This window comes from Mucilaginibacter sp. P4_D1 (assembly GCF_056401935.1).
This window is the reverse complement of the sequence record NZ_JBFUIJ010000022.1, coordinates 18,140-38,201: the sequence shown is the minus strand read 5'-3', so window position 1 is coordinate 38,201 and position 20,062 is coordinate 18,140. Positions and strand designations below refer to the sequence as shown.

The 20,062-nt window shown below is 41.7% G+C and carries 17 protein-coding genes; 8 read left to right on the top strand and 9 right to left on the bottom strand.

Annotated features, from left to right (window positions below; genetic code table 11):
* Nucleotides 1-180 precede the first annotated feature (180 nt).
* A complete protein-coding gene (locus AC1DV1_RS18485) occupies nt 181-2,241 on the top strand; it encodes a sensor histidine kinase (RefSeq protein WP_477361880.1) in 2,061 nt (686 codons plus the stop codon).
* 47 nt (nt 2,242-2,288) lie between these two features.
* Entirely contained in the window at nt 2,289-4,250 is a 1,962-nt protein-coding gene (locus AC1DV1_RS18480) for a sigma 54-interacting transcriptional regulator (RefSeq protein WP_477361878.1), read from the top strand.
* A 332-nt stretch (nt 4,251-4,582) separates the two neighbouring features.
* Here AC1DV1_RS18480 and AC1DV1_RS18475 read toward each other — a convergent pair whose 3' ends face one another.
* The 4 genes from AC1DV1_RS18475 to AC1DV1_RS18460 form a co-directional block, all read right to left on the bottom strand.
* Nucleotides 4,583-5,302 (bottom strand): hypothetical protein, encoded by a 720-nt coding sequence (locus AC1DV1_RS18475; protein WP_477361876.1) that lies wholly within the window; start codon nt 5,300-5,302, stop codon nt 4,583-4,585.
* 25 nt (nt 5,303-5,327) lie between these two features.
* Nucleotides 5,328-5,765 carry a lipocalin-like domain-containing protein gene (locus AC1DV1_RS18470; RefSeq protein ID WP_477361874.1) on the bottom strand — a complete coding sequence of 146 codons (438 nt, stop codon included), beginning with the start codon at nt 5,763-5,765 and terminating at the stop codon, nt 5,328-5,330.
* Complete coding sequence (locus tag AC1DV1_RS18465; RefSeq protein ID WP_477361872.1) at nt 5,762-6,304, bottom strand: carboxymuconolactone decarboxylase family protein; 543 nt, start codon at nt 6,302-6,304, stop codon at nt 5,762-5,764. Before AC1DV1_RS18465 ends, AC1DV1_RS18470 begins: the two co-directional genes overlap by 4 nt.
* Before the next feature lie 269 nt (nt 6,305-6,573).
* Nucleotides 6,574-8,781 (bottom strand): tetratricopeptide repeat-containing sensor histidine kinase, encoded by a 2,208-nt coding sequence (locus tag AC1DV1_RS18460; RefSeq protein WP_477361870.1) that lies wholly within the window; start codon nt 8,779-8,781, stop codon nt 6,574-6,576.
* A gap of 311 nt (nt 8,782-9,092) precedes the next feature.
* On the opposite strand from AC1DV1_RS18460, the gene AC1DV1_RS18455 reads away from it, so the two are divergent.
* Nucleotides 9,093-9,866, top strand: a complete 774-nt coding sequence (locus AC1DV1_RS18455) for an MBL fold metallo-hydrolase (RefSeq protein WP_477361868.1) — start codon at nt 9,093-9,095, stop codon at nt 9,864-9,866.
* A gap of 19 nt (nt 9,867-9,885) precedes the next feature.
* Here the strand turns inward: AC1DV1_RS18455 and AC1DV1_RS18450 are convergent, their stop codons facing one another.
* Both AC1DV1_RS18450 and AC1DV1_RS18445 read right to left on the bottom strand, forming a co-directional pair.
* Nucleotides 9,886-11,121 (bottom strand): MFS transporter, encoded by a 1,236-nt coding sequence (locus tag AC1DV1_RS18450; protein WP_477361866.1) that lies wholly within the window; start codon nt 11,119-11,121, stop codon nt 9,886-9,888.
* 88 nt (nt 11,122-11,209) lie between these two features.
* Nucleotides 11,210-11,950 carry an SDR family oxidoreductase gene (locus AC1DV1_RS18445; RefSeq protein ID WP_477361864.1) on the bottom strand — a complete coding sequence of 247 codons (741 nt, stop codon included), beginning with the start codon at nt 11,948-11,950 and terminating at the stop codon, nt 11,210-11,212.
* A gap of 381 nt (nt 11,951-12,331) precedes the next feature.
* Here AC1DV1_RS18445 and AC1DV1_RS18440 point away from each other — a divergent pair, with 381 nt between their 5' ends.
* The 4 genes from AC1DV1_RS18440 to AC1DV1_RS18425 all read left to right on the top strand — a co-directional run bounded on the left by AC1DV1_RS18440 (nt 12,332) and on the right by AC1DV1_RS18425 (nt 14,774).
* Nucleotides 12,332-12,934, top strand: a complete 603-nt coding sequence (locus AC1DV1_RS18440; protein ID WP_477361862.1) for a TetR/AcrR family transcriptional regulator — start codon at nt 12,332-12,334, stop codon at nt 12,932-12,934.
* 187 nt (nt 12,935-13,121) lie between these two features.
* On the top strand, nt 13,122-13,919 hold the full coding sequence (locus AC1DV1_RS18435; RefSeq protein ID WP_477361860.1) for an alpha/beta hydrolase: 798 nt from the start codon (nt 13,122-13,124) through the stop codon (nt 13,917-13,919).
* Nucleotides 13,920-13,988: 69 nt separating this feature from the next.
* Complete coding sequence (locus AC1DV1_RS18430; protein WP_147051932.1) at nt 13,989-14,333, top strand: EthD domain-containing protein; 345 nt, start codon at nt 13,989-13,991, stop codon at nt 14,331-14,333.
* A gap of 24 nt (nt 14,334-14,357) precedes the next feature.
* Entirely contained in the window at nt 14,358-14,774 is a 417-nt protein-coding gene (locus tag AC1DV1_RS18425; protein WP_477361858.1) for a nuclear transport factor 2-like protein, read from the top strand.
* Nucleotides 14,775-14,898: 124 nt separating this feature from the next.
* Here the strand turns inward: AC1DV1_RS18425 and AC1DV1_RS18420 are convergent, their stop codons facing one another.
* Entirely contained in the window at nt 14,899-15,960 is a 1,062-nt protein-coding gene (locus AC1DV1_RS18420; protein WP_477361856.1) for a zinc-dependent alcohol dehydrogenase family protein, read from the bottom strand.
* A 60-nt stretch (nt 15,961-16,020) separates the two neighbouring features.
* A complete protein-coding gene (locus AC1DV1_RS18415; protein ID WP_477361854.1) occupies nt 16,021-17,160 on the bottom strand; it encodes an alkene reductase in 1,140 nt (379 codons plus the stop codon).
* Nucleotides 17,161-17,392: 232 nt separating this feature from the next.
* Between AC1DV1_RS18415 and AC1DV1_RS18410 the strand changes: the two genes are divergently transcribed.
* The gene (locus AC1DV1_RS18410) at nt 17,393-18,877 is read left to right on the top strand and encodes an aminotransferase-like domain-containing protein (RefSeq protein ID WP_477361852.1); all 1,485 of its coding nucleotides are present in this window, start codon (nt 17,393-17,395) and stop codon (nt 18,875-18,877) included.
* Between the two features lie 54 nt (nt 18,878-18,931).
* On the opposite strand, the gene AC1DV1_RS18405 is transcribed toward AC1DV1_RS18410, so the two are convergent.
* Entirely contained in the window at nt 18,932-20,059 is a 1,128-nt protein-coding gene (locus tag AC1DV1_RS18405) for an alkene reductase (RefSeq protein WP_477361850.1), read from the bottom strand.
* Nucleotides 20,060-20,062 lie beyond the last annotated feature (3 nt).

The following is a 20,062-nucleotide window of genomic DNA, read 5'->3' as shown; positions in this document are numbered from 1 at the left end:
TTTATCGTTTTCTTTCTTTCAATATGTCCTTTAGGAGCTGTTGCCCAACCACGAACAGACCGATCTCCGAAAGACTTATTTGCTCTTATAAGTAATACCAACCCAGATACCAATCGGGTTAAATTGTTTATTGAATTAGGATTTCATTACCTGGTAAAGCCAGGGACTTATAAAACTAATATGGATAGCGCGTTTACACAGTTTAATAAGGCTATGAAACTAAGTGAGTTACTACATTCAGAGAAATGGAATAATGAAAGCCTCAGGGTACGCGGGCAGGCTTACCTCAAACAACGCGATTTGGTACGTGGTCGGGCAGATTTCATGATGGTGATCAATAGGGAAATACAGGCCGGCAGGCTAAAGGATGAGGCGCGCACGTGGATGCGGTTAGGGCTGGCTTTGCAAAGCAATGACACCGCCAGTTATAAGGTGAGACTAGAGGCCCTGCAAACAGCATACACCCGGTTAAAAAAACTAAACGATATTTTTAACCAACTGGAAACATTAAGAGCTATTGCCGATGCAGACCTTAACCTACGCAGACTTAGCCTCGCAGAAACTGAATATCTGCAAATTGTATCCCAGTCAAAGAGCTTACACTACAAGCATCTTTTTTATATATACAGCTCGCTGGGAGATTTAAATAAGCTACGCGGAGATTTAAGAACGGTTTTATACTACAGGATAGAGGCCGTTAAAACCTTAGAAGATCCTACAGATATTTACCGGCAAAAACTGGCATACTACAAACTTGGGCAAATTTATTTTGAACTCAATCAATTTGATAAGAGCCTTGCTTTTTACCAAAAAGCGCTCGCCTACAAAAAAAGCGCGGTAAATGTTGATTATCGCTTATACATGGCCTATACACGCACACTAATTGCTTTAAACAGAAGCGGCGAAGCATTAGAGTTTTTGAAATTAAAAGCCAAAAGCTTATCCCCTACTTTACTGCCAGAAAATCGAATGATAATCAAGTCCTTAGCTTTGTGTTATACCGCGCTGGGGCAGTTTAACCAGGCCGAAAAATGTCACCTCCAAACACTCAGCATCGATGATCAGATCTTTAAGGCAGAAATGTATCTTGATGTGCAGAACTACGTGGCCGACTACAACGACATCTGCGATTTTTTAATAAAATTCAAGCAATACAAAAAAGCAGAAGCTTTCATGGGCAAATTCTTCCGATTAAACCAAAGTATGGTAAACCCTATTGCCCTCAGTCATGCCTACCTTGTAAAATTTAAAATTGATTCAGCCTCGGGCAACTACTTCTCTGCCATCAATAACCTCCAACGGCATAATCTATTGAACGATTCACTTTTCAACGATACCAAAAGCAACCAGATCTCTGAATTGCAAATAAGATATGAAACTGCTCAAAAAGAAAAATCGATAATGACCTTGCAAAGCCAGGGCCAAAAACAACACGTTGCTTTGCAAAAATTAAATCTTGAGAGAAACCTGGTACTGTGCAGCGTTTTGGTATTGCTGGTTATTACCGGCTTGGTGTACAACGGCTTTCGCCGCAACAAAAAAAACAGTCTTAAGCTTCAACGTCAGCAAACTGAGATAAACCTGCAAAACATTTCATTGCATGAGCTTAACAATAAACAACAGTTACTGCTTAATGAAAAGGAATGGCTTATTCGTGAAATACACCATCGTGTAAAAAACAACCTGCAAACCACCATGAGTTTGCTCAACATGCAAACAGCCTATCTTTCAAATATTGATGCCATAGATGCTATAAACAGTAGTCAACGCCGGATGCACGCTATGGCACTTGTTCATCAGGAGTTATATCACTCTGCAAACCTGGCATCCATTAATATGAAGGTGTATATCCGGGAGCTTGTAAATTACCTGGGAGAAAGCTTCGAACGATCTGGTGAAATTAAATTCGATTTACTTACAGAGGCTATTCAACTTGATCTTGCGATGGCAATACCTATTGGGCTAATCATCAATGAAGCAGTTACAAATTGCATTATGTATGCTTTCCCTGATAGTAAAAGTGGTACAATTACTATAAAATTCACAATTGGTGTTAATGATGACTTCATTTTATCCGTGTCAGATAACGGCATCGGTTTACCAAAATCTATAAACCATGAAACAACGCGATCTTTAGGTTTAAACCTGATTAAAGGATTGACAGACCAAATACAGGGCAGTTTAGAAATTCAAGGTTTGCATGGGATGCAGATAACGATAACGTTCAAAAATATCAAATAAAAGAAACAGCCCTTTGGATAAAATTGCTGAAATTTAATTTATATTATATGGAAGGTAAAATACTTATTGTTGAAGACGAATTTATCATAGCCAGCGATCTGCGAATGATCCTGGAGCGGGCCGGATATGAAATAGCCGGCATTGCCTCTTCGGTGTCTAAGGCGCTGGAGATCATCAGTCTCAAAAAACCGGCTTGGGTATTTTTAGATATTTATTTAATTGGTAAATTAACCGGCATAGATCTGGCCAACCAGCTTGTTGAAATGCGGATTCCCTTCATTTACGTTTCGGCAAATTCCAATCAAAGTGTTCTGGAACTGGCAAAGGCCACCAAGCCATACGGTTTCCTGGTGAAACCGTTTCGTGAAAAAGATGTGTTGGTTACGCTTGATGTTGCAAAATACCGGCATGAGCATGACCTGGAAGCAAAACTTTTTCGTGAAACAATGCTGCAAGACGATGTAATGCGCGTACTTGCAGGTGTAGGTAGCAAAAATGAAAAATTGTTAAAAATCATTTCATCATTGCAACAATACATTCCTTTTGATTTCTTTTTGATATGCTGGAAAGGTGAGGAAGAACAGGTAGTTGACGGTTTAGGATTTTATAAGAAAAACGAACAGGATTTTGAACTTATAGACAAAAACGAATTTGTTGAACGGAGCGGAAAATCAACTGAAGAAAGTAACTCCTGGAACAAATATGTAACGCCGGACTCTAAAAGCGTTTTACTAAAATCACATGATTTTAGTAAAATGTGCAGAACATATAAAATGGATAAGCAAATTGCTTTAGCTTTTAATCTGCAATCCATATTGGCTAAGTCGATAGCCATTAGCGATTCCAAAATATTAACTTTTTCGTTTTATGGCAGGGCTACAGATGCGTTTACCCCGGATCAGAGCGCTTTATTAAACAGGCTAAATCTATTGCTGATCAAAATTTGTGATTGTATCCCTAACCTTGCCGATTTTATCGAACTAAAATCAATCGCAAAAGTTACTACTACCGGGGATCTTAAAAGCATAGAAAAAAGCTTGACCAAATTAGGGACTGATGAAACACTTGGCCTTATAGGCAATAGCCCTAATTTTAAAGCGATAAAGGATAAGCTAAGCACAGTAGCCTCTTTTGATATATCGGTACTTTTACTTGGTGAAAGCGGCACCGGAAAAGAAAAGATAGCCCGCGCAATTCATAAGCTATCCCCAAGGGCAAACAAGCCTATGATAAAAGTTAACTGCGCGGCCATACCGGCTACTTTAATTGAATCTGAATTATTCGGGCATGAAAAAGGGGCATTTACCGGTGCTGTTGATTTGAGGATAGGTAAGTTTGAGCAAGCCATAGGCGGCACTATTTTTTTAGATGAAATAGGCGAATTACCGCTTGATATGCAGGTGAAATTACTATGTGTACTGCAGGAGCGCGAAATTGTGAGGCTAGGCAGTAATAAGGTGATCAAAACTGATGTAAGGGTCATTGCTGCCACCAATTTAAATTTAGAGAAAGCTATTGCCGAAGGCAAATTCAGGCTTGATTTATACTATCGCCTTAACGGCTTCCCCATATGGATTCCCCCGCTGCGGGAACGAAAAGAAGATATACCGCAATTGGTTGCCTATTTTTTATTGTATCTATCAGACAAAATGGGTAAAAAACTTCAAAAAGTATCAACCCAGGCTATGGACGATCTGATTGGCTACCCGTGGCCAGGTAACATTCGTGAATTAGAAAACCTGATAGAAAGGAGCATCGTACTCAATGAAGGAGATACCATTAAGTATATTGATCTGCCCATTATTTCAACTACCGGAACGTCGCCGGTGCAGGTAAATAGCTCCGTTAAAACGATAAAAGAAATGGAAAGAGACTATATCATGGAGGTCCTTAAAAAATGTAATGGCAAAGTATCTGGCCCGGGTGGTGCAGCCGAATTATTAGACATTCCTCCTAATACGCTGGTTGCTAAGATCAAGAAATTAGGGATCGTCAAAAACTATTTGTAACATGTATTAAACACGGGTAGTCACCTTGCGATATTATTTTTGTACACTGTTTTTATTCCATGGGGTTTTCATTTTCGTTGCCTAATTATCAGCAAGGAAAATACGCTGTTAAAAACAGCAAAAGATATAACACGGCCTAAACACTACCGATAATGAGCCGGTATTACGTCATCAGCACAGGCGCTATAGAAAATGAGTTGATAATCCGTAAGTTATATAAAAAAGGAGCTTGATGTATCGAAAATAACCATATCACTAGCAATGATCAGGCCCATGCAAATATTCCGGTCTTCTGAAATACTTACACGAACTTTACATTTAGGGACAATATGTTAGCTAAGCGTGATCTCGCCCATATCAATAGCTACCAATAAAGGATCGCTAATCACTTGATGACCAACTCCTTCGTAGGCATAGATCCGCCTGGTTGTGGGTATGATAATGCCATTTACATCACGGTAATTGGTGGCGTAATTTGCCCCGGTAGCGCCCTCAAGAATATCAACTGTATAATCGTGCCGGCGAATGAGGCCATCAGGGCCAAAGTACGATACCTGTTCGCGCGTATGGCTGGCTATATTATCAGGGAATATTATTTTTAGCCTGCGCCAGGTTTCGCCATTTTCCTGCCAGGGGGCAATCTCTTCGGTGATAAAGCCGGGATACGTGTAAAGGAATGGAGTGGTGAGATAGGTCCAAAGCGCTTCACCGCTAAAATAGACTACATGTACATCTTCCCAGGGCGTATGCAGGGAATGTCCGTCAAACGTGAGTTCTGGATCTTCCCATTTTTCAACATCGATGCCCCCATTTTTGGCCACCGAAATAAGTTCTGGCTGAAAGGTGGACGTTTTATCCTGGCCTGAAAACACCATAACCACTTTTTCATGCTGAGTTTGGGCATCAATAACCACATCTTTCAAAACATCGGGGCGACTTTTAACATACCAGATGCCGCCAGTTATGGAAGCCTGAACCTTTATTGATTTTAGTTGATTCCAACGCGCAAGGCCGCCATGGGCTTTAACCGCCAGGTTGAGTAGTTCATTCATCTTATTTGTATTATATTATATTATATTAGTCGTTTAACGCGCGCTTCCAAAGCAACCTGAATTGAATTTTTTGTGGCCCTACCGGGCCGTTTGAACTAAGCTGAAGATGTTCTCCGTCCAGTTTAATTAGCCTAACCTGCTGCCCTCCTATCCATTCGGGGTATAAGCTTATTTCAATATGATGGGTCATTATCCGATTCTCTTCATCAATATGATATCGACCTGAATAAGCCAGGTAACCCAGGTCTTTGTATTTTAACTGCTTATCCTCATAAATTAGTTCATCTACATTTTCTGAACGGTTTACATCCATAATATGGACAGATACATAACCGCTGGGCAAATAATAAATTGAACCTTTTGCGTCATCGCCTAATGGATATATGATTTCTCCCGCCTGGCTTTCCTGTTCGAAAGAAACCAGGGTCCAGGCACCAATAACCAGATTTTTTAGGGCACTCATATCAAATCGGGGGCCAGCGGAAAATCAATCTCAAACTCGCCCAGGGCCGCATGCATATAGTTAGTTACCCCTCTTAAGTTGATGAGCAAAATGATATCGATAACTGCTCCTTTTGAGTAACCTGCGTCTATAAGATTATCCACCAATTCGCCATCAATATGACCACGTTTTTCGACGATGTTTTTGGTGAATTTTACCAGCGCATCCAGTTTGGGGTTAAATAACGCGCTCCCTTTCCTGATCTCGGTAAGTTGATCGGACCCTAACCCTAATTTTTGGAGGTAGTTGTAGTGAAAAGCGGTGCAATATCTGCATGCATTAACTCCGCTAACAACAATGTTAATCACTTCCTGCTCTTTGGTGGTTAAGGAGCTTTTACCAAACTCGGCCTTAACATAACGGCTTAATGCAAATTCTGAATTTGCGATAACGCCATACATGTTGGGTACAAAACCAAGTTGCTTAGTTGCCGAATTATAAACAGCTTGATCGGCCACTGATACCTCTTCTCTTTTTTTGATCTCAAATGTAGTTTTCATTTATTAATATGCTTTTGTTATGGAACGCTATAGTTTAAATTGTATACCAGCTGAGATTGGGCCATACTAAAGTTTAGTCACGTCTCATCTGCATATAACAACTATTGCTTTGCCACTTTTATGCCATCATACAAAAAACTACATATCAAACAGTTACATAAATATTGTAAAATTTTAATTATCTTATATCGTAATTCTACGCGGGATTTCACGAACGATACAGGGGTGCTTTGAACACACCGGAAACCGGGGAGGAGAGGAAAGGTTAGTTAACTAACCAATAGAATTCGTGAAAATTTAACGCTGACAGTTGTTCCCGGCAAACTTTGTAAATCAAAATCCCCATGAACCTGATCGGCTAAGCCTCTCATTAGTTTTATACCCAGCGAGGTGTGCTCATTAAATTCATCTAAAGGGAATCCGATTCCATTATCCTGGATAACTAATGAAATCATTTGATCGAATTTTTCGATCAAAATTATCTTAAGTAAGCCCTTGCTATTACCTGGAAAAGCGTATTTAAAAGAGTTCGTTACGGCCTCGTTTATAATCAATCCCAGCGGAAGCGCCTGTGCTACGTCAAGATCTATCGGATCTATTGAAACATCCATCCCAATATTTTCGCGACCTGTGAAACTTTCCTTCAGGTAAACAACCAATTCATTGATATAGATCTGCATATCAATAAGCGTCATACGCTCTGATTGGTAAAGCCGCTGATGAATTAACGACATCGAAAACATCCTGCGCTGGCTATCTTTAATGGCGCTTAACGCTTCGTTATTATTGATATGGGCCGATTGCATGTTAAGCAAACTGATACTGGTTTGCAGGTTGTTTTTTACCCTGTGATGAATTTCGCGCAACAGCCATTCTTTTTCGGTAAGCAAGCTATTTTGTTTATTGTTCAGCTCTTGCAGGGAGTGGTTTTGGTCATCAATCTCATTTCGTTGTTGTTGCAGTAACAGGTTACTACGTTGCTTAAGTCTGTATCGGTTATAGAGTATCCCTAACAATAGTAATACCATAAACAAGCCACCAATTACCAGGTTTCTGACCAATACGGTTTGCTTTACCAGTCCTTTTTGAAGCACAAGCTCCCTGTCTTTTTGCTCGGTTTCTGATTTATAGATCAGCTCATCTACCTTTTTGGTTTGTTCAATGTTGTAAACAGAATCTTTTAGCCGGCCATATTTTTTTAAGTGACCTATTGCAGTTTCAAAATTCCTCGAAGCAGAATCTGTTTGATATAATGATAGCTCATAATTGGCCAGTGAAATCGGCGATAAACGCTCTTTGGGCAACGGGATAGTCTTTTTTAAATAAAGAGATGCATTCTTAAAATCACCCTCAGCTATAAATAAATCTACCAGGTTCATGATATTTGAAAAATGTAAACCACCGTTTATAGACTTTAGCAGATATGCGGAATCTGAGAGCGTAACCGAATGCCGATAATAATTTTCGGCCAGTTTTGTTTGCCCAAGTTTTTGATAACAATGTCCAAAAGCTTCATCAATAAATATTTTGTCCTGAAGGTTAAGCGGTGGCTGCTTTTTAATTGCTTTTTGTAAAACATCCAATGCATCTCCAACCCTGTTTTGGGCAATCAAATTATCGGTAAGAGCCGTTGTAAACCTGAAATAATAAAAATAATAAAATTGCGAGCCATTTGATTGCAGAGCCTTTCGATAATAAAACTCCGCCTTTTTTAGCAGCCCCAAACTGGCATAGGTGCCGRCAAGCGAGCCATAAAAATCCATCGCATGTACAGAATCCTTTGCAGCTTCCATACTTTTAATAACCAACAAGCGGTAATAAAGCTGATCCCGAAGATTTGCCTTTAAGCGGGCAACCCCGGCAAGTAAATCGTAAGTGTAATGCAGGTTCTTAAAGTTGGCGGCTTTGTATTCAGATACAACTTGCAACAATAACTTTTCTGCTTCGGGCAAATTCCTTTGGTTTAAAAAAACATCGGCTATTTTTTTCAATACCTCAATGGCTTCCAACTGCTTTCCGGCTTTTTTGTACAAACTTTGCGCTTGCCGGTAGTAGCCAATCTTCAAATCATCATTTGTTTTACTATCAGGCGTTATCAAATCGCCTAATGATGCCCGGGTTTCAGCTTCTTTGGCTGTAGCCCCCGTTTGATGATAATGGTTAATGGCTTTCATAAAATACGCCTGCCCGTTTACAAAATCATTCATCCTGATGTAGGTGTAACCCTTCAGTATATATGCTTCATAAACAGATTCGGTTTGATGCAACAAGGTACTCAGGGCGATAGCCCTATCGGCAAACTTCATGGCGCTATCAAGATGAGGTTTGGGCACCTGGCTAAACTGAAGGTGATCGTCGCCAATCTCTATAAGTATCCGTATACGACTGGTATCCGGCTTGCTATTCTTTAATCGATCTAATAAAGTTCGCGGAACGGGCGATACTTCTGCCTGCGCGAAGGCCTGTTGCCCTAACAAAGAGGATAAAATACAGAGGAATAAAAAACGGCTCCATTTTTTTAAACATTGTAAATTATTTTTTAGGGGGAATTCACAATGGTTTACCATTTGTTGCCGGGGATAATGTGATGTACAATTGATGAAATTATGGATAAATATCAGTTTATGCGCCAACGGCGGCCGTTTTTGATGAAAAAACGAAATAAAGTTTAAAAGGAACTCTAAATTCCAAACAAATAGCTCATTATCATATACTTAAATATTGGTACATTTTTGGGAGCTATGATTTTACTAACGTTAAATCATCGCGTAAAACACTTAAAATCAAAATGAGCAACCCAATCAACGTAACTTACCTTGGCGGACCGACTGTTATTTTAGAAATAGGCGGCTTAAGGATCATGACTGACCCTACTCTTGATCCCTCGGGAACGTTATTCCCCATCAGCCCGGTGGTATCTATAGAAAAACTTTCTGATCCGGCGTTAACCGATTTTGGCAAGATCGACCTTGTACTTTTAACGCATGACCAGCATGGTGATAACCTTGATCATGCCGGCAGGGAACTATTAAAAATTGTTCCTCAAACCCTTACAACCAAAATAGCCGCCGAACGATTACAAGGCGCGTCCCTTGGCATGGCCCCCTGGGAAAGCGTGGTTATCAATACCCCCAACGGCGATGAGCTAACTATCACCGCAACCCCTGCCAGGCATGGGCCAACCGGGGTAGAAAAATTAGCCGGTGATGTAATTGGCTTTGTGATTACTGTAGCCGGTAACAAACTGCCCCAGATCTACCTTACCGGCGATACCGTGTTTTACGATGGAGTAAAAGAAGTTGCAGCGCGGTTTAACCCCAAATACGTATTCATTTTTGCCGGCGCGGCAAAACTTATGACGCCGTTTAGCCTCACGATGAACTCAAATGACGCTATTGATACCGCTTTTACATTCCCGGATTCAGCCATTATTCCATTGCATTTTGAAGGATGGTCGCATTATTCTGAAACTGGAGAAATGCTCGCCCAATCCTTTGGCGCATTTGGGCTGATAGATAGGTTAAGAATGTTACCGGCCGGCGAAAAAGCCGAGCTACTTTAAGTTTGTATATTCAATATCATCAGGAAACAGCATTGCTTAAAACCATTGCTGTTTCTTGTTTTTGATGATAACCATTCCTGGCTTTGGTAAATAAAGCAAACGTAATACAAGCCAGCACCGCAAAAGTGAGGTAAGCTATACCCAAAAACTCCTGGTTTTTTATGGCGATAACATTTACAATGCCATAGCTAAAAACAGAAGTAATGATGTACAATGAACCTCCGGTAACGCCACTTGCTATACCCGCGTTTTTTGAAAACCGGCCTAAACAATAGGCAAATATATTGTTGAAGATAAAGCCTGATAAAAAATGTACCGCGGCTGTAAACATCATTAATGTAACCAGGTTGGTTTTAAATGCCGACGCAACAACCATCAGCGCCGCAAAGGTTGTTTGTAAAGTAACGGCTACCCAAACTTTTTTCACCAACGGCTTTTTAATGAGCGTTTTTGAAATGATGCCGCCCGTCATTAATGATACACCCGATAGCAGCGAACAGTACCCCGTGACCACAGGTGATAAATGAAACACATGTTCGATAATAAAAGGGCTGCTCATACCATACACTATAAGCATGGCGTAGCTTAAAGCGATCATGACTAACCCCAAAGAAAAATCCAGTGTGCTCAATGTAGACCAGTAAACCTGCAGGATGCTTTTTGCTTTAAATGGCTGATAATTTTTGAGTGATTCGCCGCTGTACACCAACTCCAGTACAAGTAAGGTAAAGGTGGCAACACCCAAAAAATAAAAATTAGCCTGCCAGCCAAAAGCAGTTTCCAGGTACCCGCCTATAAATGGTGCAACTATGGGTGCGGTAGCCCAAATGATAGAAAACAAGCTGGTATAGTGCTTCAGCTTTTCGCCGGTGTAAGTATCCATAAAGTATGCCCTTTTGCCTACCACAATCAAGGCTACGGTTATCCCCTGCAAAACCCGCATGGCGTAAATGAGCTGAATGCTATGACTAAGTGCTATGCTAATACTGGCCAGGGCAAATACCAATAGTGATATGGTGCCTAAGCGGTAACGACCAAAACTATCAAGCAAACTCCCTACAAACAATTGACTAATACCCGAGCTTACCATAAAAACAATTAACGAAAGCTGCACTGCAGCGTTGGTAACCCCTAAATGAGTGGCCATTGACGGCAACGACGGAATATAAATATCGGTAGCAAAACCGGATAACGGAATAAGGGCAAAAGCCAATATCGTACTGATACCTCTATGATTCTCTTTAATAATTTTCATAACAAATAATTTAATGCAAAAGCCCAAAGCTTTTGCAGCTACCATACAGGTATCGCAAAAGCTTTGGGTTACTACTTATAGGCAATATTTACCAGGGCAGTTCTTCGCCCATGTGAATAAACCTTCCGTTAGGGCCATCCTCACTTAAAAGGGCCAGTTCAACGCTGGTTTTTGCACCATCGGTAATACTCATTGGGGCCTGTTCGTTGCCGCCAAGTTCGGTTTGTACCCAACCCGGGTGAGCGGCGTTCACTTTAATACCGGTACCTTCTAATTCGGCAGCCAGGTGAATAGTAAATACGTTAAGCGCCGCTTTGGCAGAATTGTATGACAATACACGGAAGCCCGCTATAGGGCTTTCTGGCTGTGCATGAATAGTTAATGAACCAAGAATACTTGAAAGGTTAACAATACGGCCGGCATCGCTTTTCTTTAATAAAGGCAACAGCTCGTTGGTTAAGTAAACCACGCTAAACAAGTTGGTGTTGTAGATGTATTGAAACTCTTCTTCGGTTGTTTCGGCTGTTTTACTTACAAATAAGGATTCTTTTGGCGCTACACCAGCATTGTTAATCAAGATATCCAGTTTGCCGAAATTTGACTCTATGTAAGCGGCGGCAGCTTTTCTGTCATCTGCATTGGTTACGTCTAATTTAATTCCGTAAGCGTCAATTCCTGATTTATTTAAGCTGGCGGCAGCATCCTGTGCAACGTTTAAATCACGTGCGGTTAAAATTACGGTGATACCTTTTTCACCAAGTTGTTTTGCGGTTTCAAAACCAATACCACGATTTGATCCTGTTACCAGGGCTACTTTTTGATTCTTCATTTTTTGTATTTTTATAAGGCACCCGATAGACCAATTAGTCTAATTTCAACAAACAAGACTTACGCTTTCGACTATCAGACGACGGCACAAACATAGACCAATTAGTTTATTATATAAAACTATTTAGTCTATTTTCATCTTAATTACAATTTGATGTCAATTCAATTTTTCTATCGATCAGGAAGAGCCACGCTAAATACAACAAGGTTTTTGCTTGATTTAATGCCTAAAACAAGCAAATTCAATCTTTATCCATTGGCATATAAGTTCAAACCTAGGTCGATAGCGTTTTTAACATTAATGTAAAATAATTTCAAAACGCGTTATCAAACCACCTAATTTAAACCATTTAGTCTATATTTACATTGTAAATAAATAGAAATGAGCAAAGCAGAAGAAAAGAAACAGCACATTATAGAGCGGGCTGCCATTTTATTTAACGAAAAAGGAATTGCCGGTACTTCTGTTGACGAGATCATAGCAGCCTCTAACACCAGCAAGGGCTGTTTTTACGGTCATTTTGAAAGTAAGGAAGAGATAGCTCAGGATGCGGTTGATCTTTTATTTAAAAAATTAACCGACCGAAGAACCATCTCTTTTAACAAGCATAGCACCGCTATTGCTAAACTTGGCGCGTTTATGGATAATAACAAGAACCCGCTGGCCAGTTATATTGATGGGGGCTGCCCTATTGTAAATTTTTCTACCGAGGCTGATGATACCAACCCGGTGATTAAAAAAAAGGTAAAAACAATGGTTGATACTACCATTAGCCTGTTTACAAACATTATACAGGATGGAATCGATAGCGGCGAACTATCTGACACTATCATCCCCAATGAATTTGCAACCCGTATGTTGGTGTCTATTGAAGGGGCAAATGCTATTTGCCGGGTGTTAAGCAGCACTAAACCGATGCTGATGACTATCAACAGCTTAAAAACTGAACTGGCATCTCATGCCTCGGTAAAACAAAAGCCTTAATGAATAATTACTTGAGTATAATCTCCAGGTTACACCAAATAGTGACAGCGGCTTGATGAAAATACGATATAACGCCAGTTTACGATTAGAACAAAACCACAAACCACTCCATATCAGCAAATTAACTACTGGTATACATCTTGCCTCCTGATTGAATATTAAATCATCAAAATTTAAACATTCAATCATGAAAAGTAAAACCCAAACTAAACATTACGGTACAACACAAAGGAGAGGGGCATTTTTAGGTATGCTCGCCATTTTCCTTACTTCTTTTTTTATTACCAACCCTGCAATTGCCCAGGTTAAAAACATTGTATTGGTGCATGGTGCCTGGGGCGATGTATCTGGCTGGGAAGGCGTTTACAAAATATTAAATGCTAAAGGTTATCATGTAGATGTGGTAAGCAACTCCGACCTGAGCCTCGCCGACGACGTAGCCTCAGTTAAGGCTATATTGGCACGACAAAAGGGCCCGGTGATCCTCGTGGGTCACTCCTATGGTGGCGCTGTGATCACCGAAGCCGGCGATACTTCAAGTGTAGCCGCATTGGTTTATGTATCGGCCTTTGCACCAGATGCAGGCGAATCGTTATTGAGCCTGCAGAAAGCCGGTCCGCCAAACCCGGAATCGGGCATTATGCCGCCGGTGAGAGGATTGCTGTGGTATGATATGGCCAAGTATTACAAGGATTTTTGCCCCGATCTATCGCCAGCCCAGGCCGACTTTATGGCACATTCTCAAACCCCGCTTGGCATTGCCGCCGCTGTTACGCCTATCAGCGTTCCGGCCTGGAAAACAAGACCAAGCTGGTTCATTGTATCGACCGAAGACAGGATGATCCCACCAGATGCAGAACGTTTTATGGCGAAAAGAGCAGGATCGAAAGTAACCGAAATTAAAGCCAGCCACGTAGCCTTTATATCGCACCCTAAAGAAGTAGCCGCAGTAATTGAAGCGGCTGCCAATGGTGTTGCAAAATAATTCAATCCAAACAATCCCGGCTTTTGCAGCCGGGATTGTTTATCCCTTTATCTCCTTTAAAATAATATCATGATCAAATTATGTATCCTCGTTCCTAAACGGGCCGACCTTACTCTGGACGAATTTAAAGCCCATTGGAAAGACATTCACGGTCCATTATTTTCCAGCCAGGCCGAAGTAAAACAATATGTTAAAAAATACACCCAAGTGCATAGTACCGGCGAAAGCCTTGATCAGTTTCCGGTAGCGCCTTTTGATGGCATAGCCGAAATTTGGTTTGAGCAGATGGAAGATATCAACAAGGTGTTTGCATCTGACAATTACTTTAAAACCATAGCGCCAGATGAAGCCCTGTTTATTGATCGCGAAAAGATCCTTTGGATTTACGCTACTGAAAATGTGGTCATTAGTTAAACACTTCTTTTAATTTAAGATACCATGATTGACCAACATTTAACAAACCGTAATAAAGCTTTGGTACGAAGCTTTTACGAAGGCGGTACCAATAGTGAAGCAAAGGCATATGGTGAGATATTTTTGCCGGAATTCGAAGTTACAGCACCCAATTATTTACCATGGGGCGGCACGAGCAATCTGCAAGCTTATCTTGATGATGTATTGCACCAGGTTACCGCCGTGCTTGATTTTAAACGATGCGAGATCATTTCCCTTGTAGGCGAAAATGAGCACATAATCATACTTATCAATATTGCGCTGGTGGGTACGGCCGACAGGATCAAGATATCTGAACATTGGACCATCAAAGATAACAAGGCACTTTCTTTATGGGTGGCTTATTTTGAACCGGAAGCGTTAACGCAATTGATCGCAAAAAACGCGGCCATGGCAGTGTAAGCAACCTAATTGGATGCAATGAAAACCGTTTTGAAACCAGGGGAAGAGATAATTAATATCCCAACTCCTGGTTTTATCAGTTCAAAACGGTATCAAAACAAATCAACAATTATTATTACCGTTATTAAACGGTTACCACTATTTTACCTATTTGCTGGTTAGATTCCAGGAACCGGTGAGCATCAACAATTTGCTCAAAAGCAAACTTTTTGGCTATCATTGGCTTTAACGCGCCGGATGCGATCCCGCTAAAAACAAATTTCCTTGCTTTTTCTACCCGTTCAGGGTCTTTGGTAATATCCCATACAGTATAACCCTTAATAACAGGCACCTGGTTTAAAACATCGATCAATTGCAGCGGGGTTACTTCATCGCTAAGTGCGCCATATAAAAACATTTGCCCGCCGCGGGTTAACGCCAGCAACAATTTGGCAAATAACGGACCACCAACCGGGTCAAAAACAACATCGGCACCGCGGCCCTTCGTGATTTCTTTTACCACGGCAACAACATCCTCTTCTTCGGTAGCTATCACATAAGCTGCACCTGCATCTAAAAGCTGTTCTTTTTTGTCGCTTTTACGTGTCAACGCTATGGGAACAGCACCCACCATATTGGCAACCTGGATAGCGGCAAGACCTACACTGCTTGAAGCAGCCGTAATTAAAACCGATTGGCCTGCATATAAATGAGCGCCATCAATTAATGCACCATAAGACGTAATAAATGGGTTCCATATAGCTGCTACCTGTTCAAAGCTTAGCGATGGGGGACTTTTGATAACCGCGTGTGCAGGCGTCAATATCAATTCGCCATATACCCCGTATTCGTTTTGAGAAAAAGCGGGGATGGTACCCACTTGATCGCCTACCGCAAAATTCTTTACATTGCTTCCTACTGATTCAATGATCCCGGAGGCATCGTACCCAAGTTTAGCCGGTAAAATAGGTTCTTCTATATAGGCGCCAGATCTCCACATGGCTTCAGCACGGTTAAGGCCTATCGCTTTAACCAGGATGCGTACTTCGTTGGCGGCAGGTGCCGGTATATTGATGTGATTTATGGCAAGTACTTCGGGACCGCCGGTTTCTGAAAATGTAACGGTGCGGGCTATTTGTGATTGATTGGCCATAAGCCCATCAATGGATTGAAGATAGTTTAACATCTCTCTTTTATTAGCTTTCATTATTAAATAAGACCATTAACAACGAAGGCCGCTATAACGTAGCGGCCTTCGACGTATTTATTATACAGTTACCTGTTCCTCGTAAACAGGGTAGTCGTTATAACCACGGGCATCGCCGGCATAAAAAGTATCGCGGTCATATGCGTTTAACTCAAAACCGTTTGCAAAACGGTAAACAAGGTCGGGATTGGCTATAAAGTGACGGCCATAGGCAACCAGGTCGGCATTACCGTTTTCAATAATGGCATTGCCTTTTTCAAAATCAAAGCCACCGGCGGCTATGATAGTTCCTTTAAAAATCTTCCTCAGGTGCATGGCGGCCACCGGCTCCAAACCTTCAACTTCTTCAACAGCGCCTTTAATGCGCGGCTCAATAATGTGCAAATAAGCCAGGTTGAATTTATTCAGTTGTTCGGCCGCATAGCTGAACAAGGCGATGGGGTCACTATCAAACATTGATGCAAAAGTACCGCTTGGGCCTACCCTTACGCCTACTTTATCTGCACCCCATACGGATACCAATGCCTCTACAATCTCCAGCATAAAACGCACCCTGTTTGCTATCGAACCACCATAAATATCAGTTCTTTGGTTTGATCCATCCTGTAAAAACTGATCTACCAGGTAGCCGTTTGCACCATGTAATTCAACGCCGTCAAAACCGGCTGCTTTAGCGCGGATGGCTGCCTGGCGGTAATCTTCTACCAGTTGTTTAACCTCTTCGGTGGTTGTAGCACGGTTAATATCGGCAGGTAACCAGCCTGTTGGAGTATATACAAAATCTTCAAATGGAACTACCGAAGCGCCAATTGGTGAAGCATTGTTAGGCTGAAGACTGTTATGTGACTGGCGACCAACGTGAAACAGCTGATCAAATATGATCCCGCCTTTGGCATGTACAGCTGCAGTAACCCTTTTCCAACCCTCTACATGTTCATCAGTATAAATTCCGGGCGCGCCATAATAGCCATGGCCTGTTGCTGAAATTACGGTACCTTCTGCCACCATGTAGCCACCTTTGGTTGCGCGTTGTGAATAATGGTCAACCATCAGATCATTAGGGATAAAATCAACCTCGGTACGCATACGGGTTAATGGAGCCATCACTATACGGTGATCTAATTGATAGGGGCCTAATTGAACAGGGGTAAATAGTTTTGAGTTATCAGCAGTATTAACTGCATTAATTTCTGATTTCATTTTTTTATTATTTGACTTGTTAGCACCGGTGATCTTTAATAATTATCACCGATTTGATATGTCAAAGGTCCGCTTAAAGGGCATGCAGAAAAAGATACAGTAGGTGTCAAAAATCTAATACCAGTTGGTATATTTTATATAATTTCACTATGTTATAGCAGTGCAATATTAGTTGGTAAAACAGGTTTAACAGCATATTAAGGCTTATATTTGTTATCCAGATACGATATAAATGCCACACAAAACCTTCCGGTACGAACAGGTCGTCAGCAAGATAGAAGAAACGATCAGCGGCCTTCAATTGCAGCCCGGCGATAAAGTACCTTCTGTACGTAAAGTAAGCGAAGAGCTTAAAGTGAGCCTTACAACCGTTAAACAAGCTTACGGAATATTGGAGGCCAAAGGAGCTATTGTATCCCGGCCCGGTTCGGGCTTTTATATCAATACCTTTATTAAAAGCATCATTAAAAGAACGGCAGTAAAAAGTTATGTTCCGCTGCCTGAGTTTATTGAAGTAAATACCATGGCCGCGGCTATGGTAAAAAATACGGCTAAGTATAGCGTGATCAATTTTTCATCACTTGCCCCTGCAAATGAATACCTGCCCATCAGCAGGATCAATAAAGTGATGCAGGCTTCTATAAAAGAAGAGCGTAACATTTTTCAATATTCTTTCTTAGAGGGGCATCCAAGGTTGATTAAACAAATAGCCCTGCACACGTTCGACTGGAAACACAGTATTAAGCAGGACGAAATCCTGATTACCAACGGCTGTATGGAAGCTATAAGTCTTTGCCTGGAGGCCATAACCAAACCAGGCGATATTGTGGCTATCGAAAGCCCGGCCTATGCCGGTGTTTTGCAATGCCTGGAAAGCAAAGGCTTAAAAGCATTAGGTATTAGTGTTGAACCGGTTACTGGTCTCAACCTCGACGAACTGGAAACCGCCCTGGCAGCCAATAAAGTTGCAGCCTGCTTATTTATGCCGGTGTGTCAAAACCCCTACGGCTGCGCTATGCCCGAGGAAAATAAGATAAGACTGGTAAAATTATTAGGCGAATTGAATATCCCGTTAATTGAAGATGATGCCCTAGGCGAGCTATCCTACGACAAAACAAGACCATTACCGGTCAAGGCTTACGATACTTATGACAATGTGTTATTTTGTTCATCATTTTCCAAATCATTGATGCCCGGGTTCAGGATAGGCTGGGTTACGGCCGGTAAGTACCAGGCACAAATTGAGCGGTTGAAATTCGCGGAGAATATATCAACTAACGGTCTGTTGCAGGATACCATTGGTCGCTTTTTAGAAACCGGCGAATACAATGCGCATATTAAAAAACTGAGGCAGTTTGCCCAGGCACAAACTACCAGGTACAGGAATGCCATCCTTGAATATTTTCCTGATGATGTAAATATCTCGGTGCCTGCCGGCGGTTACAGCCTTTGGGTAAAATTGCCAGAAAATGTCAACGCGCTGGAATTACAGCGGGAAGCGCTCAAATTCGGGATAGGCTTTTGCCCCGGCCAAATCTTTTCGGCAGCTAATCATTATCGAAATTTCATGCGCATTAATTGCTGTCCGTTATGGAGTACCAAAATAGAAGACTCGCTAAAAACTTTGGGGAAACTGGTCAAATCGATCCTGCAAAAAACAGCATCTGTTATCCCGGTGCATGGGCTTGAAGCATCAGCGACCCAAATCCTATTATAAAAATATCCCATCCCCGCTTTTAGAGGGAATGGGCATTATGAATGGTATAGGTAATTATTCAGCAACTAATTCCTCGCTGTAAAAAGGATAATCGATATACCCTTTTGCGTTTCCGCCATAAAAAGTATCCCGGTTATATGGGTTTAACGGCAAGCCATTTTTGAAACGATAAGGCAAATCCGGATTGGCTATAAAATACCGCCCAAAAGCAACCAGATCGGCATAGCCTTTCTCGAGTATCTCGTTACCCTTTTCAAAATCAAACCCACCAGCTGCAATGATGAGGCCCTTGAATATTTTACGGAGATGTATCGAGGCAACGGGCTCCATGCCATCCACTTCCTCATAACTGCCTTTAATCCTTGGTTCGATCAGGTGTAAATAAGCGATGCCGAATTGATTAAGCTGATCGGCCGCATAACCAAAAAGCGCGATTGGATTGCTATCAGACATGGAATTAAACGTGCCGCTTGGCCCCAGCCTGACGCCAACACGATCCGGCCCCCAAACAGCTAACATGCCCTCCACTACTTCCTTCATAAACCTTACCCTGTTTTCCATTGGGCCACCATATTTGTCGGTGCGTTTATTAGAGCCATCTTGTAAAAACTGATCAACCAGATAACCGTTGGCACCATGAAGCTCTACCCCGTCAAACCCGGCATCCTTTGCCCTTTGGGCAGCTTTACGGTAATCTTCAACCAGGGCTTCTACTTCTTCTGTTTCGTAGGCCCGGTTCAAATCTGCAGGCACCCAGCCTTTTTGGGTAAACACCAAATCTTCATGCGGCACAACAGAAGGCCCACCAGGTAATGCGTGGTCGGGCTGAAGATCCCTGTGCGATTCGCGGCCCACATGAAAAAGCTGCAAAAATATAATCCCCCCTTTGGCGTGCACTGCAGCGGTTACTTTTTTCCAGCCTTCCGTCTGCTCATCGGTATAAATACCTGGCGCGCCGTAATAACCGTGACCTGTCTCGGATATCACGGTACCTTCTGTAACCATAAACCCGCCGGGTGTGGTACGCTGGGCGTAATATTCAACCATCAGGTCATTAGGTATAAAACCTGTTTCGGTACGCATGCGCGTTAACGGTGGTAAAACTACGCGGTGCGTTAGCGCATAAGCGCCCAGTTTAATTGGCGAAAACAATTTGGTGTTACTGTTATCCTGTGTTTTCATATG

What these genes read in the sequence shown, in the direction of transcription:
- AC1DV1_RS18485 (WP_477361880.1), top strand. Translation starts at nt 181, where the DNA reads ATGGATAGCGCGTTTACACAGTTTAATAAGGCTATGAAACTAAGTGAG.
- AC1DV1_RS18480 (WP_477361878.1), top strand. Translation starts at nt 2,289, where the DNA reads ATGGAAGGTAAAATACTTATTGTTGAAGACGAATTTATCATAGCCAGC.
- AC1DV1_RS18475 (WP_477361876.1), bottom strand. Translation starts at nt 5,302, where the DNA reads ATGAATGAACTACTCAACCTGGCGGTTAAAGCCCATGGCGGCCTTGCG.
- AC1DV1_RS18470 (WP_477361874.1), bottom strand. Translation starts at nt 5,765, where the DNA reads ATGAGTGCCCTAAAAAATCTGGTTATTGGTGCCTGGACCCTGGTTTCT.
- AC1DV1_RS18465 (WP_477361872.1), bottom strand. Translation starts at nt 6,304, where the DNA reads ATGAAAACTACATTTGAGATCAAAAAAAGAGAAGAGGTATCAGTGGCC.
- AC1DV1_RS18455 (WP_477361868.1), top strand. Translation starts at nt 9,093, where the DNA reads ATGAGCAACCCAATCAACGTAACTTACCTTGGCGGACCGACTGTTATT.
- AC1DV1_RS18450 (WP_477361866.1), bottom strand. Translation starts at nt 11,121, where the DNA reads ATGAAAATTATTAAAGAGAATCATAGAGGTATCAGTACGATATTGGCT.
- AC1DV1_RS18445 (WP_477361864.1), bottom strand. Translation starts at nt 11,950, where the DNA reads ATGAAGAATCAAAAAGTAGCCCTGGTAACAGGATCAAATCGTGGTATT.
- AC1DV1_RS18440 (WP_477361862.1), top strand. Translation starts at nt 12,332, where the DNA reads ATGAGCAAAGCAGAAGAAAAGAAACAGCACATTATAGAGCGGGCTGCC.
- AC1DV1_RS18435 (WP_477361860.1), top strand. Translation starts at nt 13,122, where the DNA reads ATGAAAAGTAAAACCCAAACTAAACATTACGGTACAACACAAAGGAGA.
- AC1DV1_RS18430 (WP_147051932.1), top strand. Translation starts at nt 13,989, where the DNA reads ATGATCAAATTATGTATCCTCGTTCCTAAACGGGCCGACCTTACTCTG.
- AC1DV1_RS18425 (WP_477361858.1), top strand. Translation starts at nt 14,358, where the DNA reads ATGATTGACCAACATTTAACAAACCGTAATAAAGCTTTGGTACGAAGC.
- AC1DV1_RS18420 (WP_477361856.1), bottom strand. Translation starts at nt 15,960, where the DNA reads ATGAAAGCTAATAAAAGAGAGATGTTAAACTATCTTCAATCCATTGAT.
- AC1DV1_RS18415 (WP_477361854.1), bottom strand. Translation starts at nt 17,160, where the DNA reads ATGAAATCAGAAATTAATGCAGTTAATACTGCTGATAACTCAAAACTA.
- AC1DV1_RS18410 (WP_477361852.1), top strand. Translation starts at nt 17,393, where the DNA reads ATGCCACACAAAACCTTCCGGTACGAACAGGTCGTCAGCAAGATAGAA.
- AC1DV1_RS18405 (WP_477361850.1), bottom strand. Translation starts at nt 20,059, where the DNA reads ATGAAAACACAGGATAACAGTAACACCAAATTGTTTTCGCCAATTAAA.